Origin of the sequence: Streptomyces longwoodensis (assembly GCF_001514125.1) — a bacterium.
Classification (GTDB): Bacteria; Actinomycetota; Actinomycetes; order Streptomycetales; family Streptomycetaceae; genus Streptomyces; species Streptomyces longwoodensis.
Genome location: NZ_KQ948550.1, coordinates 414,750 through 436,117, shown reverse-complemented (window position 1 = coordinate 436,117; position 21,368 = coordinate 414,750). Strand labels below are relative to the sequence as shown.

Sequence of the window (21,368 nt, the reverse complement as noted above, 5' to 3'; positions counted from 1 at the left end):
CCGGAACGGCACCGCGCAACCGTCCCATCGGTCCCGGTACAACGGCATGACCCGACCACAGCCGAAAAGCTTCGCCCGAACCGGTGCTCAACATGGCCAGGGCGAGCTGCCCTGTGTTGCTTCTTCGTCTACTCACGACCGGCATTGACGGACAGCCTTGCCGCCCGCTTTACGAGCTGTCGTCCGTCGACCATGGCACGAACGGCACGAGACACCGCCCACGGGGCGGGCCTCGCGCAGCCCGGCGAAGGACTCCTCACTGCCGAGGGCGTCTCGGGTCCTCCCCCGTCGAGCAGCTGCCGGCGTGGCGTTCCCCGAGTCGGGCCAGTCGGCCTTCACTTCCTGCCTCCGAGGCTCCCTGGCGTGTGCCGAGGAAGCGCGGTTCTCTGCGCTGCCTCGGCACTCTGAGCCTGCCCGGCCGGGCGCTGTGCGGTCTGTCAGCCCATGTCCGTCAGGAGGGCATTCAGTTCCTTCTCCTGCTGCGCAGGCGACATCGGCGGGTTCGAGTGGTCGATGCCGAACGTCTTGAGCATCTTGTCCATCTGGGCGTCGATGGAGGTCCAGCCGGTCTGGTCCAGCGGCTGCAGGGACGCCTGGTCGGCGTCCCACAGGTCACGCAGCTTCTGGGCGGCCGCGTGGGCCCCGGTCTCGTTCCCCGAGCGTGCGTCCTTGAGCGAGGTGGAGGCGAGGGTCTTCAGCGCGGCGACCTCGGCGGGCGGGAACTTCTTCACCGCCTGGCCGGGGGCCATCTGGACGGCGGAGGTGTTGTCTTCCTCCGGCGCCGGGCCGACGTGCGGCTGGCTGTGGGCCCACAGCTGGGCGACCTTCGGGGAGGCGAGCCAGTCGCCGATGTTCGCGCCCAGCGGGCGCGTCAGGATATAGGCGAGCCAGAAGGACAGCACCGGGTTGGCGCCGAACTTCCACAGCGCCGTGATCGCCGCGATGAGGCCGAGCGGCAGCAGGACCGAGGCTCCCGGGCTCCAGCCGGTGAGCTCAAGTGTCCAGTCGCCGGTCGCGGTGCCGAGCGCGAAGGTGACGAGAACGGCGAGCCAGTAGAACGACTCCCGCGGAAGCGTGGTGACCGAGTGGATCGACAGTGTGCGCTCCCGCGCCCACCAGACACCGAAGACCGCCGCGAGCAGCACCGAGAAGACCGCGGAGCTGATCCACAGTGGCACGTTGAGCTGGTCGGTCAGGATGTCGGTGTACAGGGTGCCCGTGACGCTGACAACGACCACGGTCAGCCAGTAGGGGAACGGGACGTACCGCTTCAGCCTCAGCTGGACGGCCAGGACCACCACGAACACCGCGGTGAAGATCCAGGCAGTGTTCACCAGGCCGACGCCCAGCTTCATGTTGATCCAGTCGGCGAAGCTCTCACCCACGGTCGTGCAGAGAATTTTGATCACCCAGAACCAGATGGTGACCTCGGGAACCTTGTTGAGCATGAGACGCCCACTGCGCGTGCGCGCTTCCGTTGTCGCTGTCATGCGGGGAGGTTGACGCGGGGAACCTGCACATAACCTGACTACGCGGCTGCACGGGCGGCCGGGAGTGTCACCTCGACGTGACCGCGGCCGTCCGCGATCGCGCGGACCTCCACACCGGCCGAGGCGGCGATGCGCCGGACCACCGGCAGCCCCAGCCCGTACCCGCCGCCACCGGTCACCCCTACTTCGAAGACCCGGTCGACCTCCGCGGGATCGAATCCAGGGCCGTCGTCCAGGACATCGACCACGATGGCCTCACCCTGGTTGCGCGCGGTGATCCACACCCGCGACCGCGCATGCCGCAGACCGTTGTCCAGCAGGGGCGACAGCAGCGACACGGCGACCTCAGGCGACACGGCGACCTCGACCTTCGCGGGGAAGGCGACCTCGACCGCGCGGCCGGCGATTGCCTGCTGTGCGGCGGAGCGCAGGTCGCACCGCGTCCCCTTCTCCGTCAGCGCGCGGGCGGCGCGCAGAAGCGTCGTGATCGCCGTATCGAGGCGGTCGACCTCGCTCAGCACCGCCTCCGTCGGCACCGGCTCGCCCGACAGCTGCGCCAGCTGCGCCTCGGCCCGCAGCACCGTGAGCGGTGTCCGCAGCTCGTGGGCGATCTCGTCGGTGAGCCGGCGCTCGTCCGCCAGCGCGTTGTCGACGCGCTCCAGGAGGTGGTCCAGGGTCCGCCCCAGCTCCCCGAACTCATCGCGGGGGACGCCGAGGTTGAAGCGGCGCCCGGGTTCGTGCCGGCCCCAGTCGTCGGCGAGGGCGGCCATCTCGTGCACGACCCGCAGCGCGCGGCGCACCACGAGGTGTGCGACCCCGCCGGCGAGGAGGATCGTGAGGCCGCCCAGTATCAGGGACAAGGTCAGGCTGCGCTGCTCGGACGTCTCGTAGGGCGTGAGGTCCACCCGGGCGATCACCATGACGTGGTGGCCGTCCATCGGGACCTTCCGCGCGTACAGGAGGTAATCGCCGACCGACGCGGTCTGCGAGCGCTCCGAGTCCGCGAGCTCCTCGACGCGACCGACCAGGCTCGGCGGGACGTTTCCGTCGATCAGACGGCCGTCGGCATACATCCAGGCGACCTCGTCCAGCGCCTCACTGCCGTTCTCCGTCAGTACGATACGGCCGCCCTTGTCGGTGACGTTCGCCGCGACCGCCTCGGCGCGCGTACGTGCCAGATCGTGGGCGTCGGCGTCCGTCGCCGCGGACGGTCGCCAGACGCTCGGCCACACCCAGCGAACCAAGCTTCGCCCGCAGCCGGCGCACATAGGAGTCGAGGGTGTTGTCGCTGACCTGCGCCCCGTGCGGCCAGCCGGCAGCGACGAGGGCGTGGCGGCGTACCGCGTCGCCCTGCGAGGCGATCAGACGGCCCAGCAGCCGGAACTCCGTCGGGGTCAGGCTCATGTTCGCCGAATCGTAGGTAACCACGTGCTTCGCCGGATCGAGGACGACCTCGCGCGGTGCGGGCGCCACGGTGGCCCGGCGCAGCAGCGCCCGGACGCGGACCAGCAGTTCCGGAATGTCGAAGGGCTTGGTCATGTAGTCGTCGGCGCCGGCCTCGAAGCCGCCCACCTTGTGATGCAGGCCGTCCAGGGCGGTGAGCATCAACACCGGCGCGTCGACGCCGCGAGCCCGCAGGGCCAGGCAGACGTCTCGGCCGTCGGCGTCCGGGAGCCCGAGATCCAGGACGACCAGGTGGGGCGCCGGTTCGAGCTGCCGCAGCAGGCTGTCGGCCGTGGCGGCGACGGAGACGGTGTGCCCGTCGTGCTCCAGGGCGCGCTTGAGGACGCCGCGGACCGCCGCGTCGTCTTCGCACACCATGATGAAAGCCACGCGCTGACCCTAGATACTCCCGTCCCAGTTCTCCATCTTCCCTGGTCAGCCGCTGAGGGTGGAGAGCAGGCCACTGTTGACGGCCCCACGCGCGGGCTGACCCGCACAGAACCGTACGGTCACAGGTATCGACGCCTGTCGCACCCCGAGGACATGCTGCGGCAGCTTGCGCGGTCAGCCTCCCTGCCGGGTGACCACGCCGCACTCGACGCTACCGGAGCCTCACGGCGTGATGCCGCGCTGGACGTCCTTGCGGGAGACGGCCAGATAGCCCACGAACCCGAGAATGGCCACCGTCCAGGACAACGTGACCGGCCCCAGGCCCAGGCCGAGTCCGCCCCGGCCGTGACCGACGGCCATCCAGTCGGCGACAGAGGCGCCGAGCGGGCGGGTGATGACGTACGCGGCCCAAAACGCGGCCACCGCGTTCAGGCTCCCCCACCGGTGGGCGACGGCTGGAACGGCGATCGCGGCGGCGTACAGGACCGCGGAGCCCAGATAGCCGCGACCGATCGTGGCAGTGAGATCACCGGCGGCGGTACCCAGCGCGAACGTGGCCAGCACGGCGGCCCAGTAGAACGTCTCGCGGCGCCGGGTATGGATGCTGTGGATGGACAGGGTGCGCTCGCTGCGGTACCAGAAGGCGAAGACGGCGGCCAGCGCGGCCATGAAGAACGGAGTCGACAGCGTGTACGGCACACCGAGGCCGACGTGCAGGACGTCGGCGGCCATCGTGCCGAACACACTGACCATGACGATCGCCGTCCAGTAGACCCAGGCCACGTACCGGCGGACGGCAAACTGCACCGCCAGAGCGGCCACCAGGGCGATACCACCGAGGCCGACAGCAGGGATCGGGCCAAGCAGATGAGCCAGAAAGTCGGACGCCGTCTCGCCCATCCCGGTGGTGAGCACCTTGATGATCCAGAAGTAGACGGTCACCTCCGGCACCTTGCTCGCCGCGTTCCGCATGTGGCCCGCGTGCCGGTTGTGAGTGAGGTGATCAGTCGACATGGCAGGCACCATGACATGGTGCCCGGCCCTCGCTCCAGACCCCTTTGCTAGAGTTTTGGCGCTTCCGGTACGGGAGTTGCCTGAGACTCAGTCGAACCTGAATGCAACCTGAACACAGAGGCCGATGCACTGGTCAGCAGCGTGCGGCCAGTGATATCGGCTGCCTCCCGTAGTGCTGGGCCGCTACGACACCGCGGGCCGTCTCCAGTACGCCGGGCGCAGCACCACGCTGTCCCAGCGCACCGGGCGTGCTTTGGGCGACGTCCTGGTCCCGCCGCAGGGTGTGCATCCGTGGCATGGGGGGATGTTCGCGGCAGGCTGGGGCACACAGCACACGCTCGTAGGTGGCCAGCACTCAGGGGCGGTTCGCCACGTTGACGTACGTCTTGGTGACATCGGTGATCAAGTCGCAGCTGTCGCCGGGTTGAGGGCCTGGGCCTGAAGGTGGGCGTGCACCACCCTGTAGTGCTGCACATCGGATGCCTGGCGCCCTTCGGCTGCTTCGGCTGCCGGACCACGACGGGGTACTCCTGAGCAGCGTTCCCCTGGAGAGCGAACGCTTGCCCGGCGACGCGACCGCGTGGCTCACCCGATGACACCATGTGACCGCACCGCTTGGGCCGGGAGCCTCAGCGAGGGTGCCTGCCACCACATCGTCGATCACCAGACCGATGAACGCGTGTAAGGACATGTGCAGGACTTCACGGGACGTCCCGCAGTCACTAAAATGACGTGAAGTAATCAGTTGCATCGGTAGCGTCACTGTGCGGCGGCTGGTCATCGTGCCCTCACCCGCCCCTGAGCAGCCGGTCACCAAGGCCCAAGGCCATTCCCAGGGAACGAGCTACTCCGCCGGGAGCACGCTCCTCGGGACCTCAGTCGCGCTCTCTGATCGCCTCTCCTCAGAGCCGGCCACCGAATCCGGTGTTCGCTGCTCCCAGCTCAGCACTCCGCGTCGACGAACAAGCGACGGAGACCCTCATGGCTACCAGTTACTGGTTGAACGTCCTGGACTACGGTGCGACCGCCAACGGCGTCACCGACGACACCACCGCAATCCAGTCCGCGATCAACGCGGTGCCCTCCTCCGGCGGAACCGTCGTGTTCCCCGCGGGCACCTACAAGATCTCCTCCGCGCTGGTGGCCCGCTCCAACCTGATCCTCCAAGGCGTCAGCGACGGCTCTTCGCTGATCTCTCAGAGCAGCACCACGGCCCACGGCCTCACCGGCTCGGACATCACGAGGCTCACCATCCAGGACCTCACCTTCCAGGGGCCGGGCAGCGGCAGCGGCAAAGGAATCCTGCTGACGCGGTCGGCGAACCCCGCGACCGTGTCGCTGGCGTTCTCGCGGGTGACGGTGAAGTTCTTCGGCAACACCGGCATCGAGCTGTCCAACCCGATCGTGTCCACGTTCACCGGCGTGACATCGGCCGACAACGGCAACCACGGCTGGGACATCCACGGTGTCTCCGGAGGCGCGGCAGGCACAAGTTGCTCGTTCATCGCCTGCTACGCCGATATCATCGCCAACGCCGGCTTCCGTCTGGACACCATGGCCTACTGTTCCTTCGTCGGCTGCGCCGCCGACCATTGCGGTATCGGCTACGAGGTGACCGGCGTCGGAAGCCAGGGGATCAGCTTCACCGGGTGCGGAGCCGAGTCCGCGGTCAACCGCGGCACCGGATACGACGGCTACAGCTGGAAGATCAACGCAGCCATCGGCGTGGGCCTGTACAACCCTTTCACCTACAACAGCCCCAACGTCAGCATCTGGGTCACCGGCGGCGCCCGAGCGGTCAGCATCCTCGGATTCGCCGAGAACACCCCTACCGGCACAGCGGTCAACTCGGTCAAAGTCGATTCCGGCTGCTCGGCCACCCTGGGCGACTGCAGCAACGTCAAACCCCTGTCGCTGGCGGGCAGCACCAACATCATCAACGACACCGCCGGCGGCACCGTCGCCGCCGGATTCGTCTACGGGGCAGACTCGGCCTACTACGAAGGCACCGTCTCCTCAGGCACCGCGCCGACCGCGACCGAGCATCTGACGCGCAAGGACTACATCGACTCCAAGGTCAACCCCGCCCCGGTCGCCCTCACCGACGCCCCCACCATCGCCACCAACGCGGCGCTCGGAAATCTCTTCCGCGTCACCCTCCAGGGCAACAGGACCCTGGGCGCGCCCACCAATCCCATCAACGGCCAACGCGTGACCTGGGAACTCATCCAGGACGCCACCGGGAACCGCACCCTCACCCTCAATTCGATCTTCGTCCGGGGCACCACGATCCCCACTGTCACCCTCACCACGACAGCCGGCAAGCGGGACTTCCTCACCGCGATCTACAACTCCACCACGAGCAAGTGGTACGTCCTCGACTTCGTCAAGGGCTTCTGAGCAGCAGAGACGACCGCAGTGATCCACTTGCCGGGCGGCACTGGCAGGGGAGAATCGGCTGTAGGGCATGGAGATGCCCTGCAGCGGCAGGTGGCACCGCGCTGCGACGAGGACAGCCCCCTCATCGACGCCGGGGAGCGCCTGCCCGCCGCCCTCTCCATCGATCGGGCGACGCGGAAGCTCGTTCTGTCCGATGGGAGCTATCGGAAGCTGAGGTGCCATTGGTGGGCCGGCCTACGCGGGGGCAGACGCGCGAAGAGGCTTGGGGGCCTGCGTTCGTACGTCAGCGAAGGTACCTGACCTCCGAGGGTCTGACCCTGCCGGGACACATACCCGACCTCCGCCGCGCCGGGCCGGGCCGGATCCTCGTGCTGGTACCCGCGCACAACGAAGAAGCGCTCATCGCCGAAACCCTCCAGTCACTCGCGGCACAGACCAGGCCGGCGGACGAGGTCATCGTCGTCGCCGACCGATGCACCGACCGAACCGCTCAGATCAGCACGGCCCACGGCGCGAGGGTCGTCGAATCGGTCGGGAACACGCAGGCCAAGGCGGGCGCGCTCAACCAGGTCCTGGACGAACTGCTACCGCAGCTGTCCGACGACGACGCAGTCATGATCATGGACTCCGACACCTCATTGTCCCCCGAGTTCATCGCCCGCGCGGCCCGCCGCCTGCACGAACAGGAACCCGGCCTCCCACCCATCGGCGGCGTGGGCGCCATCTTCTTCGGCTACCCCCTACGCCGACTCGTCTGCCACCTCCAGAACAATGAGTACGTGCGCTACGCACGCGAACTGCACCGCCGCCACGGCCGCGCCGACGTCCTGACCGGCACCGCCTCCCTCTACCCGGCCAAGGCCCTGCGCCACGTCCACCGAGCCCGCACCGAGCACACCCTGCCCCGAGGGGACGCCGTCTACGACGTGCAGTCGCTGACCGAGGACAACGAACTGACCCTCGCACTCAAACACCTCGGGTACCGCTGCGCCTCCCCGTGCGCGTGCGTCGTGGGCACCGAGCTCATGCCCACCTGGTCCCGGCTCTACTACCAGCGGCTGCGATGGCAGCGCGGCGCCCTGGACAACCTCAGGGCCTACGGCCTCACCCGCGTCACGCTGCCCTACGTGTGCCGGCAGGCGCTCACCTATCTGAGTGTGGCCTTCGTGCCGTTCTTCCTCACCGTCCTGGGGTACTACACCGTCACCAAGGGCTTTCCCGGAGTGCCGTGGTTCTGGGTCGCGGTCACCGGCATCGCCGCCTTCGAACGCGTCTGGGCAGCCAAACACGGCGGATGGAAGTCCCTGCTGCTCGCCGGTGCGATCGTGCCGGAAGTCCTCTTCGACCAATTCCTCAACGTGGTCTACGCCAAAGCCCTCATCGACATCCTGACCCGCACCGACGCCACCTGGGAACAAACACGCGGCCGTAAGAAACGCCTCCGACGACTGCTGGTCACCACCTGCGGTCTGCTCACTATGCTGGCCGCCGTCGTGGGCCTGGCCATCGCCTGCATCGCGCTCGGCATCGCCTGGCACCTGATCGCCGTCTTCGTGGTCTGCGGTGTCACCGCAGCAGTCATCCGCCTCAGCCGCCTGTACCCACTGGGGCTGCTGCTGTCCCTGCCCAGCGGAGAACCGAAGCACGAGATCGAACCTTGGCGACAGCCAGGGGCACCGGCATCGGCAACGACCCGCTCCCGCAGCCACCGTTGACCGGTCACGGCAACCGCTACTCCTCGCCGACTGCAAAGCCCAGCGGGACTGATCGTTCCCAACACCATGACCATCACCTTGGCCCGCACCGGCACGGCGTCGCGGTCCTGAACACACTGTCCCGCCGCCGGTGAAGCTCGACGCGGATGCAACGCCCGCTCGCCTTCGCCGGATCAGGGGCGGCCCGCCATGTCGACGTACATCTTGGTTACGTCGGTGATGAAGTCGCGGCTGCTGTCGGGGCTGAGGGCCTGGGCCTGGAGGTGGGCGTGCAACGCGCTGTAGTGCTGCACGTCGGATGGCTTGTCCAGATGGAGGTCGCTGGTGAACCGCTCCAGATACCACGGGTGCTGCGGAGCTGTCGGCGAACCGCAGGATGGAGAACTGTCCGGACAAGCCCGGGTGGGCCCCCGCGGTGTAGGGGAGGACCTGGACCGTGACGTGCGGCTCGGCGCCGAGCGCGTTCAGGTGCTCCAGCTGTTCCCGCATGACGTCGGGGCTTCCGACGACACGACGCAGTGCCGATTCGTCCAGGACGACCCACAGGCGCAAGGGGTGGGCCGGGTCGTAGATCCGGTGCTGGCGGCGAAGGCGTACCTTCAGGCGCCTGCGGGTCTCTTCGGTGGTGAGTTGGGGGATCGTTTCCAGATGGCTGATCTTGGGCTGGGACATCATCAGCCGCTCGGCCACGTCGGTGCTCTTCAGTCCGCTGGCCAGGCGCAGCCGGCGCAGCTCGGCCCCCAGATGGCGTCTCCTGACGGTGGGGTTGCTGTTCGCCGCCACGAGCGGTGTACCTCCGGCTCCACATCATGCTGCTGACCTGCAGATTGCCATGGAGTACGGCTTGTTGATCACGCGCCATGCCATCGTGTCCGCCGGGCAGCTGAAACGGATGGCGCCCCTGTCATTTGCCTCACGGCAGGGGCCGCCAGGCGTTCTACGGAAGATCAGAGACAGGTACTGAGGCTGACGCAGCCTTCGCCGCGGCGATCAAGGAGTTCGTCGTGGAGGTGCCGCGGTTCGACGCGATCCGGCTTATCGAGGTGGCTCGTCAGCAATTCCTGCCGATGGCCCGCGAGGGCGAAACACCTGTCACCGCGCAAGCGGGCGCGGTCTATGTCGAACTGCTGGCGCTGATTGCTCTGACTGCCCGGCAGGAGACAGGAACGGCGACCGCGTCCGAGGCCGGATTTCAGGAGATGAGCCACTTCGTCTCCAGCGCGAAGGATGGACGGAGCAAGATCCTCTACCTTGCGCAGCTGCGTTCATTCGCACGTGCTGACCCGACCGACAAACTCGCCATGGTGTCTTTGTTCATTCGGGGTGCCGAGGGGTGGATGCGCAATCCGTCATATCCGGACACGGTAGAGGAAACCGATCTGGTACTCCTTGACGGCGTTGAGAGCGTCCGCGCAGCGCTGGAGGCGCAACAACTGGGCTTCAACGCCACGGATGCAGCAGCCGTCCTCGACGCCTGCCACGACCTGCAGCAGCACAGGCTGAACGACCGCATCGAGGCGATGGCCCATGCGGTCTTGGACGCGATGGCCGCGGAGGAAGAAGGCCAGGCGGACAGACACTGACGGAACAGGCGTGGCCTTCGGCTGGCCTGTGCCGTCACTGACACCCACCCACTGACGCCAGACCGGACCATCGCAGCTTGCCTCGCAGATGCCCGCGCTGCTGGACGGAGGGGGCAGGCACCCGGCCGGGCGGCGCGGCCTGGGTCAGTCAAAGTTCATGCAGACCGAGGGGCGCAGGTGGAAGCTTTGACCCAGCCCGCGTCAGCGAGGTGGATCCTGCGGACCGCGAAGATGTCGAATTCGAGGGAATCCATGCTGCTCAACTACTCGCCGTGACTGAGAGGGGCATGTGTCGTTGGCTGAAGCATGAAGACATACAGAGGCACTGTGGCGGTGGGTCTGACGGTTGTTGCGATGGGTGCTGGAATCGCTAATGCCGAGTCGGCGGCAGCCGGGGGTATCGGTGTCATCGGAAGCCCGGCATTCGACAACACTTGTACCACCATCGATCACACAAACAAGGCTGTGGCCGAAACCGTGCACGCATCTGGTCTCTTGAACAACGTCGCCCAGCTCCCGCTCAGCGCCCCCTACCAGCGCTGCGGAGGCGCGGATTTGCTACTGGCTCTGGACGTGGAGCTGGTGACCGCCATCGACGGTGTCGTGTAGGTCACAGAGGCAAGCGGTTCCGGAGATGTGGACGGGCGGGGGTGCAAGCCTGGCCCTATCCGAGGATGACCAGGGCGGTGTCCGGGCGGCAGTGGACGCACGCCGGGACCTGCTGGCGCAGCGCCTCGACGGCCTGCTGCCGGGTGGCCGGGCGGCACCGGCCGCTCTTGACCGCGGCCCAGCACTCGCCGTGTGCACCGCATCGAGGTTCGTCCGGTTCAGCCCGTGCTGGATCAGCCACTCCGGCGGAGCCAGCCGCAGCCGGCGCACGCGCAACCGTGGGAGGGGGGACCTTCTCGGCGGGCTGGCGCCGACGCCTGTCGGTACCGCAGGCGCTCACCGGGCCATGGAGTCCCAGTGGTCGGGGCCCCCGCCGAGCCAGTCGATGAGCGCGGACGCAGCGATCTGGTCTTCGTCCGCCAGGCCCTCGCGCATACCCGCCCGGTGCAGGAAGAAGAAGGGGACGAACGCCACGCTCAGATAGGTGAGCGCCTGCCGGCACACGTAGGGCAGCGTGACGCGGGTGAGGCCGTAGGCCCGCAGGTTGTCCAGGGCGCCGCGCTGCCATCGCAGCCGCTGGTAGTAGAGCCGGGACCAGGTGGGCATGAGCTCGGTGCCCACGACGCACGCGCACGGGGAGGCGCAGCGGTACCCGAGGTGGCTGAGTCCGAGGGTCAGTTCGTTGTCCTCGGTCAGCGACTGCACGTCGTAGACGGCGTCCCCTCGGGGCAGGGTGTGCTCGGTGCGGGCTCGGTGGACGTGGCGCAGGGCCTTGGCCGGGTAGAGGGAGGCGGTGCCGGTCAGGACGTCGGCGCGGCCGTGGCGGCGGTGCAGTTCGCGTGCGTAACGCACGTACTCGTTGTCCTGGAGGTGGCAGACCAGACCGCGCAGCGGGTAGCCGAAGAAGATGGCACCCACACTCCCCATGGGCGGGAGGCCGGGTTCCTGTTCGTGCAGGCGGCGGGCCGCGCGGGCGATGAACTCGGGGGACAATGAGGTGTCGGAGTCCATGATCATGACTGCGTCGTCGTCGGACAGCTGCGGTAGCAGTTCGTCCAGGACCTGGTTGAGCGCGCCCGCCTTGGCCTGCGTGTTCCCGACCGATTCAACGACCCTCGCGCCGTGGGCTGCGCTGATCTGAGCGGTTCGGTCGGTGCACCGGTCGGCGACGACGATGACCTCGTCCGCCGGCCTGGTCTGAGCCGCGAGTGACTGGAGGGTTTCGGCGATGAGCGCTTCTTCGTTGTGTGCGGTTACCAGCACCACGATGCGTCCAGGACCGGCGCAGCGAAGGTCGGGTACGTGCCCGGGCAGGGTCAGACCCTTGGGGGTCAGGTCTCTGCTCCGGCGTACGAACGCAGGCCCCAGAGCCTCTTTGCGTGTTTCCCCCCGCGTCGGCCGGCCCACCAGAGACACCTCGGCTTCCGGTAGCGCCCAACAGCCACCTTCCGCGACACGGCCTGTGGCAGGGAGGACCGGGTTCCTGCTCCCGATGGTGCGGGGTTGCCCAATCAATGGCTTCAGCGTCGGACCGGCTCCCGGCGTCGATGAGGAGGCTGTCCTCGTCGGAACGCCGCGGCAGCCGCCGCTCCAGGACCTGATCCGTCCCACCGTCCGGCTGTTCGCCGGAAACGGTGGTGCCCTACAGTCGATTCTCCCCGGCCACCGGCCGTAGGCGTCGCGGGTGACGTCGACGCCGACTTCCACCAGCAGCTCAGCCCTGCCCAGGCCCTTGGCCGGGAGCCCGCCCACTGACCTCCCACCCGACCCGGCCTGTCCCCGCCGGCATCCCGACCTTCTGTCAGCGGCGTTGCGCAGTATTGGCCTGCCACTGCTTGGCCCGGTCCCTACCAAACGCCCGGCTCACCGCTCCGGAGTGGTCGGTCCCGTTCCTGACGCTTGTGAGGCGTCGGTGAGGTCGGCGCCGGTGGCGGCGTCCCGCTGGAAGTGGTGGGTGCCGTGCCAGTCCAGGCACATGACGGTCGCGTCGTCCTGCAGGTGGTCGTCATTGGCGTCGACGATCGCCGCGATGAGGGTACGGGCGGCCTCGCGGGGATGCAGCGGGCGGGTGCGCACGATCAGGTCGGACAGGTCGAGGCTGTCTGCGTTGTACTCCAGCATGCCGTCGGTCAGCATCACTAGTCGGTCGCCCGGACGCAGGTCCAGCGACTGGACCCGGTAGGTATGAGGGGCGTCGAAACCGAACGGCATGTCTACCATCGGAGTGATCTCCCGCACCTGGCCGTCCCGCATCCGCAGCGGCCAGGGGTGTCCGGCGTTGACGAACTCGGTCCTGCCGTCGATCAGGCTGATGCGCAGGAGCTGGCCGGTGACGTAGCCCTTGTGGCCGTGCTCGCGCATGGCCTGGTCGGCCTGGCGGGCCTGTTCGGCGAGATCGGCACCGGCCCGCCGGGCCCGGCGCAGGGCTCCCACCGCGAGAGTAGCCAGCAGCGCGGCCTGGACATCGTGCCCCATGGCGTCGGTGACGGAGAGCTGGACGGTATCCCGGTCGATCGCGTAGTCGAAGGTGTCACCTCCGACGTGATCGGCCGGCTCCAGGGCCCCGGCTACCGCGAACTGCGCCGCCTCGCATGCGAGCGAGGCCGGGAGCAGCCGATGCTGGATCTCCGCGGCCAGATTCAGGGGCTTGGTCCGGCGTCCCCACTGGTAGACGTCGGTGAAGGACCGATTGGCGATGACGATGTACGCCAGCGCGTGCGCGGTCTCGCCGATCTCGCGCATCGTCTTCGCGTCGGGCGCCGTCGGCAGGAAGAGTTCGAGGAGCCCGATGGCGTCCCCGCGGTTGGTCACCGGGGCCACGACCCGCACCAGACTGCCCTTGCCGTCGTCCTGCACCCGCGGCCGCTGGGTGCGGATCACATCGTCGTACAGGGTGCCCCGCAGCGTGATGCGCCGGGCGGGTTCGTCGGTGTCAACGCTGCCCGCCGCCCCCAGCCGCACGACCGAACTGCCGGTGAAGTCGGTGATCAGGAACGACACCGACACCGCTCCGAGGCGCTCCCGGAGCAAGCGCGCGACCACGTCGAGCGACTCCACGGGCGCTGCGGCCTCCGCCGCCTCCAACGTCCCCGCCAGAGTCATCGCCGTGCCCCGGCCACTTCCGCCCCGGGGAAGACGAGCGGTCCGTTTGCCGTCCGGCCTTTCTGCGGTCACAGCGGCTCCTCCATTGCTCGATGACGCTGAGGGGTACCCGGACGGGTCACATTGCCCTACCGGACGCGACTTCTGCCCGCTGGAGCCGTCATGTGGCTGCGAGGAGGATGGCGGTGTAGTGCGCGGCGAAGGCAGCGATGGTCAGGGCGTGGAAGACTTCATGGAAGCCGAACCAGGCCGGTGAGGGGTCGGGGCGCTTGAGTCCGTAGACGACGGCGCCCGCGGTGTAGAGCAGACCGCCGGCGATGACGAGCACGACGACCGCGCTGCCGCCGGCGTGCGCGAAGTCGGGCAGGTTGAAGACGGCCACCCAGCCCAGCGCGATGTAACACGGCGTGTACAGCCAGCGGGGCGCCCCGATCCACAGGATGCGGAATGCGATCCCGGCCAGCGCCCCCGCCCAGACCACCGCCAGTAGCACCCTCTGCTGGCCTTCGGGCAGCAGCAGCACCGCCAACGGGGTGTACGTGCCGGCAATGATCAGGAAGATGTTCGCGTGGTCCAGCCGCCGCAGCACCGCTTCCCCGCGCAGACCCCACGTTCCGCGGTGGTAGACCGCGCTGGTACCGAACAGCAGACAAGCCGACACCGCGTACACCGCGCAGGCCGCTACCGCCGCGCCCGAACGTGATACGGCGATCAGGACGATGCCCCCGGCCAGCGCGAGGGGGAAGACGCCGGCGTGCAGCCAGCCGCGCATCCTTGGTTTCAGCGCGGTCGCAGCCCGCTCGACCCGGGCTTCCAGGCCGGTGGCGGCGGTCAGCCGGCCAGTTGCGGCGGGAGGCGCATCCATCACCGGGACACGCGAGGTGTGGGGCGGGTTGCCCGGGCCGGGCTGGGGCTCCCGTCCGTGGGATGGCGTCTCACTGTCTTCGGCGATCATGCGCTCATGTTCTTGAAGGGCGGATGTGCGGGGTCGGGCGAGGTATCGCGCATGCGTGTCAGGTGACGGCTGTGTGCAGGGCTGCTGCCTTGCGGCGGTATTCGGCGTTGATGCGCTGGGCTTCTTCGAGTTGGTCCTCGAGGACGATGATGCGGCAGGCGGCCTCGATCGGGGTTCCCTGGTCGACGAGTTCCCGGGCGCGGGCGGCGATGCGCAGCTGGTAGCGGGAGTAGCGCCGGTGTCCGCCTGCGGAGCGCAGCGGGGTGATGAGGCGGTGTTCGCCGAGGGCGCGCAGGAAGCCCTGCGTCGTGCCGAGCATGTCGGCGGCCCGGCCCATGGTGTAGGCGGGATAGTCCTCGTCGTCGAGACGGCTGTAGGAGTCGTCTGCTGTCATCGAACCTCTCTCAAACGCATGGAGGGCCCTGGCGCCGTACGGCGCCAGGGCCCGAAGGAACTGCTACACCATCTGCCGGCCCTGTTGCTGCGCCGGCCTTCTGTCACCGCACACCCGACCGAGATGCTGCCGGGAATGCTGGGATCGCGGTTGCTCGACCGGAGACCACCTCACTATCGATGTCCTGCGGTACCCGGGCTCCTGATGACTTCCACCCGGGCGATCCTGATGGCGCCAATTCCTCCGTTCATTCCCTCAAACGCTGGTACTGCTCCACTGCGTACTACTGGTGATGCGAACTGCTCTGTGGCCTGTCAAAGCGCCACTCTTCGGCAGCCGGCCCCGTCGCCCGTCCTGCGTCTGCTCTGGCTTGGAACCCCACTGCCGAACTTCCCGGTGCGCGCGTCCGCAGCCGACGCCTTCACCGAGGTGCGGCTTACTGACTTCACTGCTGGGTACGGCGAACCTTCACTCACTGGTACCGCCACTGCGGTGCTGCTCATAGCGGCCCCTGATCATTGCGGGCCACCCGGTCCGGTCGTCAGTCCCGTCGCCGTCCTGCAACCGCTCTGGCTTCGGAACTCCACCACCGCACCGTCCTGCAAACTACAACTGCGCCCTGCTGCCCGGCGGTTCATTTCTGCCGGGCCTCTCTCGATCTCGGCTACGAGAGAAACCATAACCACGCCGCCGACGAAAGTCTACTTCGGCTGGCATAGATTTCCGTGCACTCCACGATGAGGTAATCCGTCTTGGCCGGTCTACCTCGGCCGGTCCATGGACGGTTCAAGCAGCTTCCGGCTCAGTCCGGCGCGCAGGGGATCCCCCGCCGCGCAGCACCTCGGCCTGAGCGGGACGTCGCCGACTGCGCCGCGGCTACCGTCGGCGGGCACCGGCCAACACAGCGTCTCGTGGAGAACTCCACTGGCCGGGACCGGGCGTTTCCAGCCGTGACGCCCCGCAGGTCGGCCGTTGACGAACGTGGCAGGAGTCCCTGCGCCGCCTCCGACGGTCCCGGGATGATCGAGCAGCTCGTGGCGAACCGACACGGCCTCTGACTCGAGCAGACCGTGGACTGCGGAGACACTGGCTCACGGCAGCAGGCGCCTGTCATGCGTCGACTGTGGTCCTCCGTACCCTCCAGGCAAGCACTGTGGCTTCGTGGGGTTGGCGGGTGGAGGGCACAGGGGCTGGGTAGGCAGGGGCATGGACTATTCAGAGACCGTGGTGACGCTGATGATCACGGTGATGGCGAGCGCCGCAGCCGTCCGTTCACCGCAGCCATTGCCGACGCACGCGATACGGCACGGGCCTTCCTCTCAGGTTTGCAGCAGCCGGCCGTGGCCCCTGACGCGGCGGACACTGTGGTCTTGGTCGTGTCCGAGCTCGTCACCCATGCTCTGCGCCCCGGCGGGGGCTGCTGCGCACTGGACCTGACTGCGCACCCCGACACCATCGAGGTCGCCGTTCACTATCCTGGCCGGCATGTGCCGCGCATGCGGACGCCTGACCTGAACGGAGGCACCGGGGGCTTCGGCTGGCCCACAGTCACCCGCCTCGCGCGCGTCACGGCGGAATCCCGCCGGGCCGCCGGCGGCAAGACCGTGAGCGCCTTCCTTGCCGGGTAGCGACTTGCCGCCGTGCAGCGCGGCGGCCCGTACGGTCAGCCGGTCGACGGCGTGCTTGGTGTCCAGGAACATGATCACACGGCCGTCCCGGGCGGCGATCTCGGTCGTGGCGGCGCGCTTGTCGGCGCCGTGGACGTGCAGGACGTGGCGCCCCGTCGTCGTGACCGCACCGGCCGACGGGTTCAGCCGGCATTCGGCGCGGTCGATGAGGTCCTTGAGCCGGCCCGGTGTCGCGACGACGATCTCGGCTCCGCCGCGCAACGCGCCGGCCTGCCTGCCGATCGACATGCCGCCCACCACCGTGGCCAGCCGCAGCCGCACGGAGCGTGCGTACGGGGTCAGCGCGTCGGTCACCTGCCGTGCCAGCTCACGCGTGGGTATGAGGATCAGCCCCAGCGGCCGACGGAGCTCAGCACGCTGCCCCGCGGTACGCGCGAGCAGGGCGAGGCCGAAGGCCAGGGTCTTGCCGGATCCGGTGCGGCCGCGCCCCGGGACGTCACGGCCCGCAAGGGGCAGCGTCGCTCCCTGGATCGGGTACGGTGCCGTCACACCCTGCCTGCCGAGTTCGGCCAGCAGCTGTTCGGGCATGTCGAGATGGGCGAAGCCCTCGACGGCGGGCAGCGCGGGGGTGATCGTCCTGGGCAGCGCGAACTTACCTTGCAGGGTGGCGGGCCAACGGCCGTGACCGCCGGAGCGGACGGGCCCGCCGGTACGGCGCGGTGCCTGCGAGCCGTAGCCGCTGCCGCCCCTTCCGGCGTCGGCTCGGCCGTCACGGGTGCGGGCGAGGCGGTCGTTCGTGTACGTGCGGTTCATGCGGAACCTTCCTCGATGTGGCACATACCAAGGAATTCCCACTGCTATGAACGGCACGGAGAAGCCACCACTTCCACGGTGTGTTCGTCGACCTCCTCTTCTGACTCGGGTGGGGCTCGCGCCGTTCGGGGCACGGGCTGCTACGGCGTCCTCCAGGCTGCCGACGCGGCGGCCGCCGTCCTGGAAATACACCTCTTTGTGCGCGTCGGCGGCAATCTGCTGGTCGCTGGCGCCGACATCTCGGGCGTCGAAGAAGCAGGGGCCTCGCGGGGCGGGAGCGCGACGGTCAGGTGCCGGATGCGGTCTTCGTCCGCCGACCCGATCGGGGCGACGTAGCCGATCCGGGCCCGGGTCTCTATGACGATGTCGCCGGTCGGGGTCTGCGATGCCAGCACCGACCGCCACGGCTCAGGCGCACCAACGCCTTCCGGCCAAGCGTGGCCGACTGAGTTGCGACGTGGCCATGTGAGCTGTGAGCGGCGGTCGATGTCACGGGATGAAGGTGCCCGCTTCTGCCGCAGGGGCGAGGACTTCCGCCCAGATGATTTTCCCGTCCGTGGTGTGGCGGGTGCCCCAGCGTGCGGCGAACTGCGCCACCAGGAAGAGGCCGCGGCCTCCTTCATCGCCAGCTGCCGCCCGTCGCATGTGGGGTGCGGTGCTGCTGCCGTCCGAGACCGCGCAGATGAGACGGTCCTCTGTCCGGATGAGCCGCAGGGAGACGGGGCCGCGCGCATGCCGGATCGCGTTGGTGACCAGTTCGCTGACGATCAATTCGGCCGAGAAGGTCAGTTCCTCAAGCCGCCACTGAGCGAGGCGCTCGCCGGTCAGCGCGCGGGCCCGCCCGGCCGTTTCCAGATCGAAGGCCAGCCTCCATGAGGCGACGCAGTCGGCAGGCAGGGGGCGAGGCCGGGCAACCAGGAAGGCGACGTCGTCCGGAGGATGATCGGGCAGCAGGATGCGCTCCAGCGTGCCGGTGATCTCTTCCAGAGGGCGGTCCGGATGAGCGAGCGCGAAGCTCAGTCGCGCCAGACCGATGTCCGCGTCGGACTGGGAGGCCGTGATCAGACCATCGGTGTACAGAGCCAGGACGCAGTCGTCCGGGATGTCGACCTCCACCGCTTCGAAGGGCATGCCGCCCACGCCGAGCGGGGGGCCGGTCGGGATGTCGCAGAACTCCACCGGCTTGTTCTTGTGTGCGATGGCGGGCGGCGGATGTCCGGCGCTGGCGAATGTCGCACGCCGGGTGACCGAGTCGTAGACGCCGTACAGGCAGGTGGCGCCGACTACACCTTCGACTCCACGCGGATGCGCCGCCTCGGCCTCTTCGGCCAAGCGTTGAACCAGGTCGTCGAGGTGTGCCAGCAGTTCGTCGGGCGGCAGATCCAGGTCGGCCAACGTGTGCACGGCTGTGCGCAGTCGGCCCATCGTGGCAGCGGCACGCAGGCCGTGTCCGACGACGTCGCCCACCACCAGCCCCACCCGGGCGCACGCCAGGGGCAGTACATCGAACCAGTCACCGCCCACTCCCGCCTGTGTGTCGGCGGGCAGGTACCGGTAGGCGGCCTCCACGGCCGCGCGGGCGGGCATGTCGTGCGGCAGCAGGCTGCGCTGGAGCATGAGCGCGGAGTGCCGCTCTCGGGTGAACCGGCGTGCGTTGTCGATGCAAACAGCGGCCCGGGCAGCGAGTTCTTCGACGAGGAGCAGGTCTTCCGGTGTGAACGGTTCGGGGTTGCGCCACCGCATCAGGGTCGCCACCCCCATGGTCACGTCCCGAGCCCGGAGCGGAACCACCATGTGGGAGTGGATGCCCAGCTCTCGTCTGAGGGTGCTGCGCGCGCTGTCCTTCACCAGCCAGGGGCTCGACGGCGCCAACACCGCGTTCAGGACGGGGCGCCCGCTTGCGAGACACTGCCACTGCGGCGAACCCTCCGCATACCCCACCGTGCCGCCGGCTGGGACGACGACTTCGGGCAGGTCCTCGCGGACGGACCGGTGGACGGCTCGACGCAGGTCGCCCGTCCGGGCGACGGAACGGGCATCGGGTTCCCAGCCGTCCACAACGGCCCCGATCAAGTCGACAGCGATGAAGTCGGCGATCTCAGGCACCAGGATCTCGGCGAATTCTTCTGCCGTGCGGTCAAGGTCCAGGGTGCTGCCCACCCGGGCAGCGGCCCTGTTCAGCAGAGTCAGTCTGTGCTGGGCTCGGTACAGATCGGTGACGTCAACCGACTCCTCACACACGCCCAGCGTCAGGCCCGCCGCATCTTGCAGTCGGTAGTAGGACAGTGACCACACGTGTTCGCGATCCGGATCCGCGAGAGTACGTCCCCGATACAGAAGATCGACGACCGACTGCCCGGAGGCGAGCACCTCGCCCATCATCTGGGTCACCGAAGGCGGGTGCCCAACGGAAAGCACCTGGCTACCGGGATACAGATCGCCCTCACTACGCCCCAGATACTGCGCGAAGTCTCCCGGCAACTCCTTTCGCGCCGCGGCATTGGCCCAGGCCACCCGCAAGTCCGGGCCATAGATCGTGAGCGCTACCGAGGAGTCAGCGGCAAGGCTATGGAGCAGAGCCTGTCGAAATTGCCACTCCGCATGTTCCTCGGCATCTGCCACCAACAGGAGGTAGACGTTGCCCGCCACCGGGAGCCGGTGCAGCGCCGTCACCGCCCGAAGAGCGTGACCGGACCGGTGACGGAGAACCGCGTGAACAGGCATGCCATGGTCCGCTTGCGAGCCGGGCCACCCCCCGTCCGCTTCCCCTGCCCGCACCGACAGCACACCGACCGGTCGGCCAAGCACCTCTTCCGCTCGGTAGCCAAGCAGCCGCTCGGCCTGCGGGCTCCAGCCGGTCACCCGTTTGCATTCGTCCAGCGTGACGACGGCTGCGCGCGTGACACCCAGCGGGTCGCCCCGATCGGCCGCCCCAGGGGCGGGTGTCAAACTGGTCACGACACATCCATCCTCGCTATCACTACGGCCAGCGACGCGGTCAGCGCGCCTCTTTCCAAGAATCTGCTTGCTGGAGCGGAGGCACAACGGCTGGGCCGAGCCCGCAAAGTCGCGCCTGCCCCACGACGCCCCCACGCTCGACTTCGCACGCGCGGGAGGTACCCCACCGCGGCACCGGGCGAACACCCGAGGACGGCCAGTACGCTGGCGTCCGCCCAGCACGCCGAGAGCACGCACCGGACACGCACTGGGCCCGCCCGCCAGGCGGACGACGCGTTTTACAAACACGACCTGTCGAGCTGGTGCACGGCGGGCGGTGAGGCGTCGGGCTCCTGATCGTCGATCATGGTCGTGTGGTGGGAAATGCGTTGCGGCGCGGGTGCGAAGCACCGGCTGGTCTTCGTCGACCGGCTCCTGGCCACACTCGTGCACCTGCGCCATGCCGTCACTCATGGAACCGAGATCCGCGTCAGGTGCCCGGCCGCCGGGCGCCGGGCGCAAAAACCCGGACAAGTTCATCTATGGCAAGAGCGAGCAGAACGCGGTCAAGAGCATGATTGTCACGGACGGTGACGGTCCTGTCCTCATCTGCAGTCCGGCACGGCACGGCAGCTACGCAGGCATCACCCATGCTCGCCAGTTGGGGCTAGTTGGACTTCTGGACGTCGGACCTGCACTGGAGATCCCCGCGGATGCCGGTTACCAGGGCCTGGGCACCCAGACCGGCGGGAGCGTGACGACGCCACCGCACCGCAAGGTCAAGAAGAACGCCACGGACTGGTACGAGGAGATGCACGAGCGGCAGCACAAGGCGCAGCCTCACGTCGTATCCGCGTCGAGCACGGCGTCGTGCCTTGGAAGAACTGGCGGGCCT

15 protein-coding genes and 3 pseudogenes are annotated in these 21,368 nt (G+C 68.5%); 5 read left to right on the top strand and 13 right to left on the bottom strand.

Annotated features, from left to right (window positions below):
- Nucleotides 1–437: 437 nt before the first annotated feature.
- The 4 genes from AQJ30_RS06810 to AQJ30_RS06795 all read right to left on the bottom strand — a co-directional run bounded on the left by AQJ30_RS06810 (nucleotide 438) and on the right by AQJ30_RS06795 (nucleotide 4,337).
- On the bottom strand, nucleotides 438–1,490 hold the full coding sequence (locus tag AQJ30_RS06810; protein ID WP_067229909.1) for a COG4705 family protein: 1,053 nt from the start codon (nucleotides 1,488–1,490) through the stop codon (nucleotides 438–440).
- A 38-nt stretch (nucleotides 1,491–1,528) separates the two neighbouring features.
- Nucleotides 1,529–2,668, bottom strand: coding sequence for a sensor histidine kinase (locus tag AQJ30_RS06805; protein ID WP_245726856.1), 1,140 nt, complete (start codon nucleotides 2,666–2,668; stop codon nucleotides 1,529–1,531).
- On the bottom strand, nucleotides 2,586–3,323 hold the full coding sequence (locus tag AQJ30_RS06800) for a response regulator transcription factor (RefSeq protein ID WP_245726831.1): 738 nt from the start codon (nucleotides 3,321–3,323) through the stop codon (nucleotides 2,586–2,588). Before AQJ30_RS06800 ends, AQJ30_RS06805 begins: the two co-directional genes overlap by 83 nt.
- Nucleotides 3,324–3,545: 222 nt before the next feature.
- A complete protein-coding gene (locus AQJ30_RS06795) occupies nucleotides 3,546–4,337 on the bottom strand; it encodes a COG4705 family protein (RefSeq protein WP_067230928.1) in 792 nt (263 codons plus the stop codon).
- Between the two features lie 999 nt (nucleotides 4,338–5,336).
- On the opposite strand from AQJ30_RS06795, the gene AQJ30_RS06790 reads away from it, so the two are divergent.
- Together AQJ30_RS06790 and AQJ30_RS38345 are read left to right on the top strand one after the other, a co-directional pair.
- Entirely contained in the window at nucleotides 5,337–6,737 is a 1,401-nt protein-coding gene (locus AQJ30_RS06790) for a glycosyl hydrolase family 28-related protein (protein ID WP_067229904.1), read from the top strand.
- Nucleotides 6,704–8,452 carry a glycosyltransferase family 2 protein gene (locus AQJ30_RS38345; RefSeq protein WP_342671616.1) on the top strand — a complete coding sequence of 583 codons (1,749 nt, stop codon included), beginning with the start codon at nucleotides 6,704–6,706 and terminating at the stop codon, nucleotides 8,450–8,452. Before AQJ30_RS06790 ends, AQJ30_RS38345 begins: the two co-directional genes overlap by 34 nt.
- 173 nt (nucleotides 8,453–8,625) lie before the next feature.
- Here AQJ30_RS38345 and AQJ30_RS06780 read toward each other — a convergent pair.
- Nucleotides 8,626–9,235, bottom strand: a pseudogene (locus tag AQJ30_RS06780) (helix-turn-helix domain-containing protein).
- A 221-nt stretch (nucleotides 9,236–9,456) separates the two neighbouring features.
- On the opposite strand from AQJ30_RS06780, the gene AQJ30_RS06775 reads away from it, so the two are divergent.
- Together AQJ30_RS06775 and AQJ30_RS06770 are read left to right on the top strand one after the other, a co-directional pair.
- Nucleotides 9,457–10,035 (top strand): hypothetical protein, encoded by a 579-nt coding sequence (locus tag AQJ30_RS06775; protein ID WP_067229900.1) that lies wholly within the window; start codon nucleotides 9,457–9,459, stop codon nucleotides 10,033–10,035.
- 327 nt (nucleotides 10,036–10,362) lie between these two features.
- Nucleotides 10,363–10,644, top strand: a complete 282-nt coding sequence (locus AQJ30_RS06770; RefSeq protein ID WP_067229897.1) for a hypothetical protein — start codon at nucleotides 10,363–10,365, stop codon at nucleotides 10,642–10,644.
- A gap of 55 nt (nucleotides 10,645–10,699) precedes the next feature.
- Here the strand turns inward: AQJ30_RS06770 and AQJ30_RS39155 are convergent, their stop codons facing one another.
- From AQJ30_RS39155 to AQJ30_RS06750, 5 genes are all read right to left on the bottom strand, one after another.
- Nucleotides 10,700–10,885: a DUF6233 domain-containing protein gene (locus AQJ30_RS39155; RefSeq protein ID WP_245726830.1), complete on the bottom strand. Its 186-nt coding sequence runs from the start codon at nucleotides 10,883–10,885 to the stop codon at nucleotides 10,700–10,702.
- Between the two features lie 95 nt (nucleotides 10,886–10,980).
- Nucleotides 10,981–11,910 carry a glycosyltransferase family 2 protein gene (locus AQJ30_RS38340; protein ID WP_067229895.1) on the bottom strand — a complete coding sequence of 310 codons (930 nt, stop codon included), beginning with the start codon at nucleotides 11,908–11,910 and terminating at the stop codon, nucleotides 10,981–10,983.
- A 597-nt stretch (nucleotides 11,911–12,507) separates the two neighbouring features.
- Nucleotides 12,508–13,746, bottom strand: a complete 1,239-nt coding sequence (locus tag AQJ30_RS06760; protein WP_067229893.1) for a PP2C family protein-serine/threonine phosphatase — start codon at nucleotides 13,744–13,746, stop codon at nucleotides 12,508–12,510.
- 160 nt (nucleotides 13,747–13,906) lie between these two features.
- The gene (gene trhA / locus AQJ30_RS06755) at nucleotides 13,907–14,701 is read right to left on the bottom strand and encodes a PAQR family membrane homeostasis protein TrhA (protein ID WP_245726829.1); all 795 of its coding nucleotides are present in this window, start codon (nucleotides 14,699–14,701) and stop codon (nucleotides 13,907–13,909) included.
- 58 nt (nucleotides 14,702–14,759) lie between these two features.
- Entirely contained in the window at nucleotides 14,760–15,095 is a 336-nt protein-coding gene (locus AQJ30_RS06750) for a MerR family transcriptional regulator (protein WP_067229888.1), read from the bottom strand.
- A 1,112-nt stretch (nucleotides 15,096–16,207) separates the two neighbouring features.
- Between AQJ30_RS06750 and AQJ30_RS40180 the strand changes: the two genes are divergently transcribed.
- Entirely contained in the window at nucleotides 16,208–16,723 is a 516-nt protein-coding gene (locus AQJ30_RS40180) for an ATP-binding protein (protein WP_483855234.1), read from the top strand.
- On the opposite strand, the pseudogene AQJ30_RS06745 reads toward AQJ30_RS40180, so the two are convergent.
- The 3 genes and pseudogenes from AQJ30_RS06745 to AQJ30_RS06735 form a co-directional block, all read right to left on the bottom strand.
- Nucleotides 16,718–17,536: pseudogene (locus tag AQJ30_RS06745) on the bottom strand (DEAD/DEAH box helicase); the annotation flags it as partial. The gene AQJ30_RS40180 and the pseudogene AQJ30_RS06745 overlap by 6 nt on opposite strands.
- A 147-nt stretch (nucleotides 17,537–17,683) precedes the next feature.
- A pseudogene (tpg, locus tag AQJ30_RS40070) lies at nucleotides 17,684–17,910 on the bottom strand (telomere-protecting terminal protein Tpg); the annotation flags it as partial.
- A gap of 115 nt (nucleotides 17,911–18,025) precedes the next feature.
- A complete protein-coding gene (locus AQJ30_RS06735) occupies nucleotides 18,026–20,494 on the bottom strand; it encodes a SpoIIE family protein phosphatase (RefSeq protein ID WP_245726828.1) in 2,469 nt (822 codons plus the stop codon).
- Between the last annotated feature and the right edge of the window lie 874 nt (nucleotides 20,495–21,368).